The 11,952-nt window shown below is 72.0% G+C and carries 10 protein-coding genes and 2 tRNA genes; 9 read left to right on the forward strand and 3 right to left on the reverse strand.

The window, feature by feature from the left end; translation table 11 throughout:
- Nucleotides 1-206 precede the first annotated feature (206 nt).
- Nucleotides 207-884, forward strand: coding sequence for a PAS and ANTAR domain-containing protein (locus ACFWFR_RS12430; RefSeq protein ID WP_191800656.1), 678 nt, complete (start codon nt 207-209; stop codon nt 882-884).
- 10 nt (nt 885-894) lie between these two features.
- Here the strand turns inward: ACFWFR_RS12430 and ACFWFR_RS12435 are convergent.
- Nucleotides 895-964, reverse strand: a tRNA-OTHER gene (locus ACFWFR_RS12435).
- An 861-nt stretch (nt 965-1,825) separates the two neighbouring features.
- Nucleotides 1,826-1,897 (reverse strand) — tRNA-Lys (locus ACFWFR_RS12440).
- Nucleotides 1,898-2,280: 383 nt separating this feature from the next.
- Here ACFWFR_RS12440 and ACFWFR_RS12445 point away from each other — a divergent pair.
- From ACFWFR_RS12445 to ACFWFR_RS12470, 6 genes are all read left to right on the forward strand, one after another.
- Complete coding sequence (locus ACFWFR_RS12445) at nt 2,281-2,565, forward strand: Fe-S cluster assembly protein HesB (protein WP_056649148.1); 285 nt, start codon at nt 2,281-2,283, stop codon at nt 2,563-2,565.
- A 303-nt stretch (nt 2,566-2,868) separates the two neighbouring features.
- Complete coding sequence (locus ACFWFR_RS12450; RefSeq protein WP_377623165.1) at nt 2,869-3,750, forward strand: hypothetical protein; 882 nt, start codon at nt 2,869-2,871, stop codon at nt 3,748-3,750.
- 48 nt (nt 3,751-3,798) lie between these two features.
- The gene (locus ACFWFR_RS12455) at nt 3,799-4,995 is read left to right on the forward strand and encodes a peptidoglycan-binding protein (protein ID WP_377623166.1); all 1,197 of its coding nucleotides are present in this window, start codon (nt 3,799-3,801) and stop codon (nt 4,993-4,995) included.
- The gene (locus tag ACFWFR_RS12460; RefSeq protein WP_377623167.1) at nt 4,988-6,937 is read left to right on the forward strand and encodes an ATP-binding cassette domain-containing protein; all 1,950 of its coding nucleotides are present in this window, start codon (nt 4,988-4,990) and stop codon (nt 6,935-6,937) included. The genes ACFWFR_RS12455 and ACFWFR_RS12460 overlap by 8 nt, the downstream gene beginning before the upstream one ends.
- Before the next feature lies 1 nt (nt 6,938).
- Complete coding sequence (locus ACFWFR_RS12465; protein ID WP_377623168.1) at nt 6,939-7,562, forward strand: RNA polymerase sigma factor; 624 nt, start codon at nt 6,939-6,941, stop codon at nt 7,560-7,562.
- On the forward strand, nt 7,559-8,530 hold the full coding sequence (locus ACFWFR_RS12470) for a CU044_5270 family protein (RefSeq protein WP_377623169.1): 972 nt from the start codon (nt 7,559-7,561) through the stop codon (nt 8,528-8,530). The genes ACFWFR_RS12465 and ACFWFR_RS12470 overlap by 4 nt, the downstream gene beginning before the upstream one ends.
- Nucleotides 8,531-8,561: 31 nt before the next feature.
- On the opposite strand, the gene ACFWFR_RS12475 is transcribed toward ACFWFR_RS12470, so the two are convergent.
- Entirely contained in the window at nt 8,562-9,308 is a 747-nt protein-coding gene (locus tag ACFWFR_RS12475; RefSeq protein WP_056649170.1) for a M50 family metallopeptidase, read from the reverse strand.
- Between the two features lie 538 nt (nt 9,309-9,846).
- Between ACFWFR_RS12475 and ACFWFR_RS12480 the strand changes: the two genes are divergently transcribed.
- Nucleotides 9,847-11,283, forward strand: a complete 1,437-nt coding sequence (locus ACFWFR_RS12480) for a DEAD/DEAH box helicase (protein ID WP_318244364.1) — start codon at nt 9,847-9,849, stop codon at nt 11,281-11,283.
- A gap of 176 nt (nt 11,284-11,459) precedes the next feature.
- Nucleotides 11,460-11,909: a peptide-methionine (R)-S-oxide reductase MsrB gene (gene msrB / locus ACFWFR_RS12485; RefSeq protein WP_354507574.1), complete on the forward strand. Its 450-nt coding sequence runs from the start codon at nt 11,460-11,462 to the stop codon at nt 11,907-11,909.
- Nucleotides 11,910-11,952: the final 43 nt, after the last annotated feature.

The raw sequence follows: 11,952 nt of genomic DNA on the forward strand, positions 1-11,952 counted from the left end.
CCACCACCTAACGTTCCACGAAGCCCCCGTTCGGCCCCGGCCGACGGGGGCTTCGTCGTTCGCGGGCACCGGTGCCCGTGCGCAGCGTCCACGGACCCTAGATTGCCCAGGACGGCCGTCCTCGCAGGTGAGAGGTCGGAACGGGGCTAGGATCACCGAGGAGTCTGGAAGTAGGCCCGCTCCTTTCCCATGCCTTGGGGGCCTACTTGACCACTTCGTACAACCCGGCTCGACGATTCGACCCCACGCTCGCCGAGGCGCTGCTGCGCGGCGCACCGCAGCCCGTCGGCCAGTTCGTCCTCGACGTGTCGGACCAGTCCTGGTGGTGGTCGGACGAGCTCTACGCCATGCACGGCTTCCGTCCCGGCGACGTCCTGCCCACCACGGCCCTGATGCTCGCGCACAAGCACCCCGAGGATCGAGCGCGCGTCGAGGAGGTGCTGCTCGTCGCCGCGACGACGGGCGAACCCTTCAGCTCGGTCCACCGGATCGTCGACGCGCAGGGACGCACGCGGACGCTCGGCGTGGTGGGGCGCGGGCGGGTCGACCGCCGGACGGGCGAGACGACGCACGTCTCGGGCTACTTCCTCGACCTCACGACGACGCAGCGCGAGCTCGCCCAGCGGGAGGCGACGGCGGCGATCCGGGCGTCGTCCGCGAGCCGTTCGACGATCGAGCAGGCCAAGGGGGCGGTCATGGCGATCTACGGGCTCCCCGCCGACGAGGCGTTCGACCTCATGTGCCACCACTCCAGCGTGACGAACGAGCCGTTGCGCGAGATGTCGCGCCGGCTCGTCGTCGAGCTCACAGCAGGAGGGACAGACGGGGTGCTGCGACGGGCCGACCTTGACCGGTTCTTCGAGGGGAAGAGGCCGGTGCGGTAGCGCGAGACGGTGGGCCCCGTGGGACTCGAACCCACGGCCTGCGGAAGTGTTCCGACGCGGACACCTGCTCACGAGGGGCCGGGATCGGCCTTCGGGTTCGTCCTGCGTCCCGCGCTGATCTGCCAGCCTCATGGTGCCTGTCCGGTGCTCCAGCGGCACCCCGCGTCCGTCGATAAGGCCTGACCTGCCGTCACCTGTCGTGGTGAGCCGTGGATCCTTGACGTGGGAAGTAGCCTCTGGGGCGAGCGGGAGGACCTCGCGCCAACGGAGGCGGCTGGTGTCCACGCTCATTCCCGCCTCGCGACGGCCGGGAGGGGGACCACAGGAGGTCGTGTGCCGATGGGGGTGTTGAGTCCATTGAGAGGTCGAATGATGGCTGGCTTCGCGGCCGCCCTCGTCCTGGCGTGTACCGGGTGCGCTCAAGGGGAAGCGGGCCCGTTTCCTGCGACGTGGACCGAGATCATGGAGGGAAAGTCCTGGATCGAGCTGCGCCCGGATGGCACGGGAACCTTTGAAGCCGTTCCGTTCGGGGCGGGTGAGGGTGAGTGCGATCTTGACGATGCATCGCCGTACTCGGGCGACGTTGAATGGGAGCCCGGGCCGGGGGACGCTCTCCTGGTGTCGAGCGCGGGTGGCGTCCTGTACATCTATCCGGACACCCAGGGTTTTGGCGGACGCAAGAACTGGCAAGAGCTGTCTGTCGCAATATGTGGCCCAGAAACTCCTTCGGATCAGACCTTGAACTATGGGAAATGGGACTAGCCCCGGGTTGTGGCGCGGCAGCGTCGCGGCGACCACATAGTGGTCCTGAGTCCAGGTGAGCGGTAAGCACGCCCCCCGCTGCCCCTTCGTGGGCACGCACGTCCAACCGCAGGGACATTCTTGGAGAGAGGCCCGGCGGTGACGCTCTCGGCTAGGTGCAGGGGTTTCAGCGATCCAGGTGGGCCCCGTGGGACTCGAACCCACAACCTACGGATTAAAAGTCCGCAGCTCTGCCATTGAGCTAGAGGCCCGGGCACCGTGCGTCACCTCGCAGGAGGCGGCGCCAAGGCCCGCGGAGAGTCTACGCGCCGAGCCCCCGCACGCGGTCACGTGCCCAGGCGTGGTGAGCGGCGCCGTCGGGCCGCGGGGCGTCGGGAGAGCGGTCACGCAGCCATGCTCCCACCGACCTCCGTGCTCACCGGTGGCGACCCCCACGCCCCCGCGTGCGCGGACCCTAACGCGAGCCCGGCCCACCTGTCGCGCCCGATCCCACTGGGTGAGAGACACGCCGTGGATCGGCCCGCGACCTTGCGATCGCGGCCGATCCTTGTTTGGTTGGAGGCAACCGAAAGGCGCACGCCGGGGATCGTCGCAAGGCGTCCCGTGCGTCCCCAGGCAACCGAGAGGAGCTCTCATGCTCACCCTGACCGACAACGCCCGCGATGCAGTCCAGGACCTCACCACGCGGGCCGGAGTGCCCGACGGTGGCGGCCTCCGGATCGCCGAGTCGGCGCCGCAGTCCGGCGACTTCGAGCTGGCCCTCGTCCCGAGCCCGCTGCCCGACGACACGGTCGTCGAGAGCGGAGACGCACGCGTCTTCGTCGAGCCGACCACCTCGATCGCGCTCGCGAACCTCACCCTGGACACCGATCCTCGTGCGACCGAGGGACCCGGGTTCGTCCTCACGCCGCAGGCCTGACCGGCCCGGCACCACCTGCGGGGCATGACCGCCCGCACCAGCGCTCGACCGGCTGCGCGGCCCGCCCGTCCCGGGAGCCGACCCCCTCCTCCTCGGAAGGTTCCCGGCCCGGCAGGGCTACGCACCCGATCACCTCGACGGGCCGTCCGCACACAGCGGGCGGCCCGTCGTCGTGTGCGCTCTCTCGTCACGACGTCCGACGGCGCCCCCGCCGTCGAGCCTGATCGACCCACGGGCCCGGGTCGCGCAGGAAGATCCGATCCCAGGTGTTGCACCTCGCGCCCCGCGAGCCATGTGCAGGGTATGAGAACCACTGCTCGCCTCGTGCGACCTCGTGCACTGATCGCCGGGCTCCTCGTGACCGCTGCCCTTGCGGGCTGTTCCGCTGCCGGTGCGGCCGACGGGCCGGAGCCCGGAAGGGGACACTCGGACTACGGCTACGACGAGTCGACGGCGACGCTCACCCCCGTGTACGAGCTGGTCCCCCAGTTCAACGACCCGCGGGACGGGTACGCCCGCGACCTCCTCGCCCAGGAGTGCCTGCAGGGCGTCGTCGAGTACCGTCCGTCGGAACCCGGGGGCGAGCCCACGCTGGTCGACGCGCGCACGGGCCAGGCGCGCTTCGACGAGCAGGTCGCGCAGCAGTGGGGGTACCCGCACCTGCGGTCCGAGTCTGCGCCCAACAGCGGGGTACCGGACGGCGTGGAGATCACCTCCGCGATGCAGGACGCGATGATCGCGTGCGGGCAGAGGACCGACGAACGGCTGGGGGCCGTCCCGTCCCGCTACCTGAGCACGGTCGAGGCAGCGGGCTGGGAGGCGGTCGACGGGAACGCGCGGGTCCAGGAAGCGATCCAGGCGTGGCGGACGTGCATGGAGCCGGCAGGGGTCGTCGACCTGCCGGAGCGCCCGGTGGACATGCCGTCGGAGTCGGTGACCGGTCCGATCGGCGACGCCGACGGGATGCTCGCGGACACGGCGGTCCCGTTGTCGGACCGTGAGCGCGAGGTGGCCGTGATCGATGCGCGCTGCCGGGCAGGGGGGTACGACGAGGCGGTGTTCCACGCCCGGGTCGAGGGCGAGCTCGCCGCGATCGGACGGGACGTCGAGGGGTTCGAGGCGACCCGGAACCACTACCTCGAGTACCAGAAGCGCATCGACGCCGTCATCAACGAGCTGGGCTGATCGGGCGATGGGACGGACGGTGCCCTCGGGCAGACCGGTGAGAGAAGCATGAAGCGCCTCGTGCTCGCCGTCGTGGCGATCGTCGCCGTCGGGGTCGGTGCGTGGCTGCTCGCGGTCGGGATGGAGTCGCCTCAGCAGGCGGCGGCCCGCGCCGAGCCGCCGGCACCCGAGCCCGTGGTCGTCGCGCTGGACCGTGGGTACCTGAACGGTCCGGTGTCGATGACCGTCGAGGCTCAGAACCAGCAGAGCGTCGTCATCACACCTCCGGCCGCGCTGACAGGTGTGGTGACGTCCGTCGACCGGTCTGCCGGCGACACGCTGTCGCCGGGGTCGGTCCCGTTCCGCGTGAACGGGAGACCGGTCTTCGTCCTCGAAGGGGCCTTCGCGCTCTACCGCGACATCCGTCCCGGGGACGAGGGCGACGACGTCCTGGCCCTGCAGAAGGGGTTGCTGGCCGCAGGGTATGCACTGGGCCGGCCCGACGGGAAGTACGGCCCGCGGACCCAGGCGGCCGTGCGGTCCATGTACCGGTCGGCCGGCTACGCGGCGCCCGAGGTCGCCTTCGGGACTCTCGACGCTGCGGCTGCGCCCTCGCCCGGAGCGAGTGCTCCGGAGACGGCGGCCCCGGGCGCCGCGGCGCCGTCGGACGGGACGACGGTCCCGGCGGCCGGTCCGGGGGCTGCGGCCACCGCGAAGGGCCCCGGGGTCCTGCAGTCCGAGGTGCTGACGGTGCCTCGGCTGCCGGCCGTGGTCGAGGGGATCACGACGGTGGGTACCGGCATCGCCGCCGACACGGGACTCCTGACCCTCGGGACGGGGCAGGTCGTGCTCACGTCGACGCTGCCCCAGGGATCGGTCGGAGCGCTCGCGGTGGACGCCGCCGCTCGGTTCACGGACGATTCGGGCGCAGACGCCACGGCACGCGTGACGGCGCTCGAGCCGACGGAGACGGGCGAGGTCACCGTCAGCCTGCTCACCGACGGCGTCGTCCGTGCGGGCTCCTCCTACGTCCTGACGATCGACAACCCGGCAGCGGAGGACGGGGAGAGGCTGCTCGCGCCCGTGTCGGCGGTCGTGACCCGCGCCGGGCGGACGTACGTGTACGTGCGCGAGGGGACGGAGTTTCGCGAGGTGGCGGTCGAGGTCGAGGTGACCGTGGGCGGGGTCGCGGCGATCGTCGCGGCCGTCGGCGACGGCGATGCCGGTGTCGTGCTGGGTGAGGGGACGGAGGTGCGGGTTGGTTGACGTCGTGCTCGAGAAGGAGATGCCCGGTCCGACCGAGGACGTGGGTCGCCCGCTGATCGAGCTGCGGGGGATCACCCGCAGGTACGGGAACGGGACGACGGCGCTGGCCGGCGTCGACCTCGTCATCGGCCCCGGGGAACGCATTGCCGTCGTCGGACGCTCCGGCAGCGGGAAGAGCACGTTGCTGAACGTGCTGGGCCTGCTCGACGCCCCCGACGAGGGGGAGGTGCTCATCGACGGGCACCCCGTCGAGGCCGCGCAGGACCGGGTGCGGGCGGAGTGGCGGTCCTCGGAGCTGGGGTTCGTCTTCCAGCGGTCGCACCTGATCCCCGCGCTGAGCGTGCGCGAGAACGTCCTGCTCGGGCTGCGCTACTCGAACGCCTCGCTCGACGACGCCGACCAGGTCGTCACCGGCTCGCTGCGCGCGGTGGGGCTCGAGCACAAGGAGCAGGCGCTGGCCCGGACGTTGTCGGGCGGGGAGATGCAGCGGGTCGCGATCGCACGGACCCTCGCCCGCCCGGCCCGCCTGTGGCTGGCCGACGAGCCGACCGGGAACCTCGACTCCGCCCAGTCGCTGGAGATCATCGAGGAGCTCAAGCGTCGCGCCGCGGAGCGTGGGGCGGCTCTCGTCGTGGTCACGCACGAGCCCGACGTCGCTGCGCGGCTCGACCGTGTCGTCACCCTGCGTGACGGCCTCGTCGTGGCCGACAGCGCCCACGCCACGACTCCGGCCCACGGGCCGGACCAGGACCGGGGAGACCTGCCGACGCGTGATCGCAGGCCGCGGACCCGGCTCACCGCGCGCCTCGCGCGCACCCTGCGGTTCGTGGCGCAGGGCATCACGTCCAACGCCGGGCGGACCGCGAGCGGCACCCTCGCGTCCGCGGTCGCGGTCGCCCTGGCCGTCACGGCGCTGGGGCTCGCGCAGAGCGCGTCAGGACAGGTGACCGAGCTCTTCGACGCGCAACGGGCGACGCAGGTCACCGCGGCGCTGGCCGCGGACGGGACCTCCGACGCCCGATGGCCCGTCCGGGTCGGCACCGTCGCCGAGTTCCCCGGCGTGACCGGGGTCGAGCACTGGCGGTATCGCACGGGGGTCCCCGTCGCGAACGGAGCGCTCGCGGCCCTGACGGTCGATCTCGTGGAGGTCGACGAGGCCCCGGGGGCGATCACCGACACCGCCGTGACATGGGCTCCCGGGGAGGACCGCGTCCTTGCCGAGGACGAGGTGCTGCTGGGCACGGACCTCGCCCGACGGCTCGGCGTCGCACAGCTGGACGTGAGCCCCGAGATCACGGTCCAGGGCGCCCCGCTCCGGGTCGTCGGGTTGGTCACCGCGTCGAGGTCCGGCACGGCGACCGGATCGGCCTTCGTCGGCCCGGGAGCGACCGGCGACCTGGCGGCGTCGCTCTCGAGCGAGCTGTTCGTCGAGACGGTCCCGGGCGCGGCGCGGAACGTCGCAGACCGCCTTCACGACCTGGCCGACCCGTTCCAGACCACCCGGATGACCATCCACCCGGTGCTCGAGCCGAACGCGTTCCGCGGAGAGCTCCAGGACAGCGTCTCGGCCTCCCTGCAGGTGCTCGCCGTCGTGGCCGCGCTCGCAGGGTTGGTCGGTGTCGTCTTCGTCAATCTCCTGAGCGTGAGCTCTCGCACGGCCGAGCTCGGCGTGCGACGGGCGTTCGGCGCGCGACGGAGCGAGCTCGTCACGCTCGTCGTGGGCGAGTGCACCGCGCTCGCCGTCCTCGGCGCGGTCGTCGGCCTCGCCGTCGGTTTCGTGGCGATCATGGTGGTGACCGCGGCCGCCCGGTGGCAGCCGATGTTCGACGAGCGCCTCCTGCTCGTCCCCCTCGCCGGTGCGCTCGTCTTCGGGCTCCTCGGCGGACTACCACCAGCGATCGCCGCCGGAAGGATCGAGCCCGCCGATGCCGTACGGTCCTGACGTGAGCCGCGACAGCGCCGTCGAAGCGGCCTTCGCCGGCATGTACCGAGAGACGTACCCGCACGTCCTGGCCTACCTCCGCCGGCGGGTCGACGACGACGCGGAGGACCTCGCGTCGGAGGTCTATGCCGTGGCGTGGCGCAGCTGGGGTCGCGTCCCGGCCGACGAGATGCGGCGGTGGCTGTTCGGGGTGGCCCGCAACATCCTGGCGAACGGGCACCGTGCCACGGACCGGCGACGGCGCCTCGAGCTCCGGGTGAGCGGCGAGCGTGCGCCGGTGGCCGACGACGGGGCGCTCGCGGACATGTCGATCGACCTCCGCCGTGCCTGGGCGCTCCTCGACGACACGGACCGAGACGTCCTCTCGCTCGTCTCCTGGGACGGGCTCACTTCGGCCGAGGCCGCTCGGGTGCTGGGCTGCTCGCGCGCCGCGTTCTCGATGCGCCTCACCCGAGCACGCCGACGCCTGCGACGGTCGCTCGACGCCGTCGAGCACGAGCCCGCCTCGAGCTCGCGGTCCGCCACCGAGGTGCGGCCCGCCCCGGACGCGAGGTCGGACCCCGATCTGCGGCCTCGCCAGGACGGTCGCTCGATGCCCACGCTCACCGAAGGGAGCACGCCATGAAAGACCCCATGGACGACCCGGTCCTGCAGAAGCTCGCGGCCGCGAACCCGGTCCACGTCGTCCCCCTGACCCCGGAGGAGTCGGCTCGGTCGGAAGCGGCCCTGCACCGGATCGTGACGACCCCGCACCAGGACCAGCGACGTCGGCCCGCGTCGATGCTGCGCCGATGGGCGACGGTCGTCGCGGCCCTGCTCACGTCCGTCGCGGTGGCCCTGGTCGCCACGACACCGGCCTCTGCGGAGCAGGTGCTGCTGGAGGCGGCGGAGAACGCCGCCAAGCAGCCACCCCTCAGCGGGCAGTACCTGTACATGCGCTCTCAGGTGGAGGACCCGTACTCGTTCCCCTACGAACGCGAGATCTGGTTGTCGAGGGACGACATGGTGCTCCGTGACGAGGGGGGCGTCTCCTTCATGGCCTTCTACGACGGCAAGGACGGTTTCGACCCGAGCCTCACGCGGGTCATGGACCTCGACGACGAGGGCGAGATGTCCACGTTCGGGAACGGTGAGTCGATCACGTGGGACGAGCTGGCCGAGCTGCCCACCGAGCCCCGGGCGCTCGAGCGGCGCCTCTCCGAGGGGCTCTCGCCCTCGGGTCACGGAGACGAGTGGGACCTGTGGACGCAGGTGGTGGGTCTCCTGCGCGAGAGCCCGGCCTCTCCTGACCTCCGCCGAGCGCTCTGGCAGGTCCTCGCCGCCGCCCCGGGCACCGAGCTGCTCGGGGCGATGACGGACTCGGCCGGTCGTCCGGTGACGGGCATCGAAGCGGACTTCATGCAGGAGATCGGTCAGCGCGAGGTGCTGCTCATCGACCCGAGCGACGGCACGCTGCTCGAGGTGCGGACCATCGATGCCGACGGCACTCTCGCCTACCGCGCGACCATGCTCGAGCGGGGCTACCGGGACGTCGCCCCGGAAGCGGACCCACCTCGTTGCGGCCCCGGTTCGGTCCCGTACATCTCGTGCTGATGACGGCCCGGGGCCGCGCGTGCCCGACCGCTCACGCCCCGACGGGCGACACGATCCAGTAGCCGCCCAGCGCGGCGGCGCCGACCGTCACGAGCAGGAAGACCCCGACCCACACGATCCCCGGGATGCCGGTGAGGCGTGCGAGCATGTCGGCGTCGGACTGGCGGGCCTTGCCGCGGCTGCGCGAGACCTGCAGCTCGAGGACGGGGCGGACGGCCCCCAGCAGCAGGAACCACGTGACGGCGTACGCGACCGCGCTCTGCACGGGCGGGGTCGCGGCCCAGGACACGAGCACGAGCGCGACGCCGCTCACGAGCACGGACCACAGCCCGAACCAGTTGCGGATCTGCAGCAGCATGAGGGTCAGCAGCAGCACGAGGAGCCACAGCAGCCCGACGGCGTAGCCCGCCCTGAGCAGCGCGGCCGCCCCGAGGCCCACGAGGCCCGGGCCGACGTACCCCATGAAGGCCGTGAGGACCATGCCGAACCCGCGCGGCTTGCCGTACGAGACCGTGAGGCCCGACGTGTCGGAGTGCAGGCGGATGCCGCTCAGCCGCCGACCCGTGAGGAGTGCCGCCAGGGCGTGGGCTCCCTCGTGCGCGATCGTCACGACGTGCCGCGCGACGCGCCACACGGGCGTGAAGACCACGACGATCAGGGCCGCGAGCGACATCGACAGCACGATCGCGGAGGCCGGTGCGGGCACCGGCGTGGTGGCGGCCGACCAGATCTGACCGATGACGTCGCCCACTGAGCTCATGAAGTCCACGGGCGACATTCCACCACGGTCACATGTGCGGTGGGTGAGGGGTTCGGGCGGGCCACGGGGGAGGTGAGAGTCCGGTGAGGGATGTGGAGACGTCGATCACCATCGACGCACGCACGCCCCAGTCATGAGAGAGTGGGGACCGTGGCTGCGCATCTCTGCGCGCCCAGCGTCGTGGAGTTCCCTGGATTTCTTGCGGCGAACCCCGACCCTACGCCCGAGAGGCAAACCCTTGAACAACCCCATTCGTGCTGCCGTGCGCCCGAACGCCGCAGCCCCCCGCACCAACCAGTCGCAGGGACAGCAGTCCCGCGACACCAACCGCCCGGCTCGCGACGACCGGGCCCGCCCGGCCCGCGACGAGCGTGACGGCCGCGACTCGCGTCCCGCCAAGGTGACCCGCGACGGTCGCCCCGTCCGTGAGCGCGACTCGCGCGACGGCCGCGGCGCCGGCCAGGGCCGCCCCGCGGGCGCCAACCGTGAGCAGCGCGCTCCTCGTGAGCAGCGCGAGCAGCGTCCCGCCCCCGTCCGCTCGTCGGTCCCGACCGTCGTGCCCGAGGGCCTGACGTTCGCCGACTTCGCGATCCCCACCACGGTGGTCCGCGAGCTCAGCAGCCAGGGCATCGAGTCGCCCTTCCCCATCCAGGTCGCCTCGCTCCCGGACACGCTCAAGGGCCGCGACGTCCTGGGCCGTGGCCGCACGGGCTCGGGCAAGACCCTCGCGTTCTCGCTGCCGGTCGTCACGCGCCTGTCCCAGTCGGACACGCGTCGCGCCGCCCGTCGCCCCCGCGCACTGGTCCTGTGCCCCACGCGTGAGCTCGCGAACCAGATCAACGCCACGATGGAGCCGCTCGCGAAGGCCCTGGGCCTGAACACGACGACCATCTTCGGTGGCGTCGCGCAGAGCCGCCAGGTCAGCGCCCTCAACGCGGGCGTCGACATCGTCATCGCCTGCCCGGGCCGCCTCGAGGACCTGCTCAACCAGCGCGTCCTGTCGCTCGACGGCATCGAGATCACGGTCCTCGACGAGGCCGACCACATGGCCGACCTGGGCTTCCTGCCCGGCGTCAAGCGCATCATGGACAAGACCCCGACGCGCGGCCAGCGCCTGCTGTTCTCGGCGACGCTCGACAACGGCGTGGACCAGCTCGTCAAGCGCTACCTGAGCAACCCGGTGAGCCACTCGGTGGACTCGGCCGAGTCGCCCGTCTCCAACATGACGCACCACATCTTCGCGGTCCGTGACGCGGACGCGAAGAAGGACGTCGTGCAGCAGCTCGCGTCGGGCACGGGCCGTCGTGTCCTGTTCACGCGCACCAAGCACCAGGCCAAGAAGCTCGCGAAGCAGCTCACGGCGCAGGGCATCCCGTCGGTCGACCTGCACGGCAACCTCGGTCAGGGGGCGCGCGAGCGCAACCTCGAGGCGTTCTCGAACGGTTCGGTCCGCGTGCTCGTCGCGACGGACATCGCGGCGCGCGGCATCCACGTCGACGAGATCGAGCTGGTCGTCCACGTCGACCCGCCGGCCGAGCACAAGGCGTACCTCCACCGCTCGGGCCGTACGGCCCGCGCCGGTTCCGAGGGCGTCGTCGTGACCGTCATGCTCCCCGAGCAGCGCAGCGACGTGAAGGACCTGACCCGCAAGGCGAAGATCACGGCGCAGCCGCAGTCGGTCGCCCCGGGTGACGCGGCGATCACGTCGCTCGTCGGCGAGGTCGCCGAGTACGTGCGCCCCGCGGACATCACGCCGCCGCAGACGCAGGCCCGTCGTGGCACGCCGTCGCGCAACGGTGGGACGCGTGCGACGCGCACGGCGGCCCCGGCCAAGTCCGCAGGCCCGACGGCGCAGCGCGCCCAGGGTGGGCGCGGCCAGTCGGCGCAGGGCGGCGAGGGCGGCGCTGGTGCGCAGGCTCGTCGTCGTGGCGGCCGCGGTCGCGCGCAGCGCGGTGGCGGCTCGGCGACGGTGTACTCGTCGTCGTCGTACTGATCCTTCGTCAGCCGGCCCGACGGGAGCCTCCCGCCGGACGCAGGTGAACGACCCAGCAGGGCCCCGGCGGTGATCTTCGGATCGCCGCCGGGGCCTTCTGCGTCCGGGGACCGGGCTCGTCGCGCCACCGGGAACACCTGCAGTCCGGCGACGGTTGTCGCTGTCGGAGGTGGAGCATGACCAACGAGACCCACGACACGACCAGCAGCCTGTTCTCGCAGAAGGTGTACCCGGTCGCCAAGCCCGAGGCCCAGTGGCGCGAGGAGCTGGCCCCCGACGAGTACGCGGTGCTGCGACAGGCCGGCACCGAACGCCCCTGGACGGGTGAGCTCCTGGACGAGAAGCGCGAGGGCATCTACCGGTGCCGGGCCTGCGGCCACGAGCTGTTCCGTTCGGACACCAAGTTCGACTCGCACTGCGGGTGGCCGAGTTTCTACGCGCCCAAGGAGTCGGACGCGGTCGAGCTCATCCAGGACCGGAGCCACGGCATGGTCCGCACCGAGGTGAGGTGCGCGAACTGCGGTTCGCACCTGGGGCACGTGTTCGACGACGCGCCCCAGACCCCGACGGGCGACCGGTTCTGCATGAACAGCCTCAGCCTGACGTTCGAGGACGCCGAGGCCTGAGCCGTCCCGGCAGCCGCGTGTCAGAGCGGGCGTGACCTCGAGG

The sequence above is a fragment of the Oerskovia sp. NPDC060287 genome, from assembly GCF_042726775.1.
In the GTDB taxonomy this organism is placed as follows: Bacteria; Actinomycetota; Actinomycetes; order Actinomycetales; family Cellulomonadaceae; genus Oerskovia; species Oerskovia merdavium.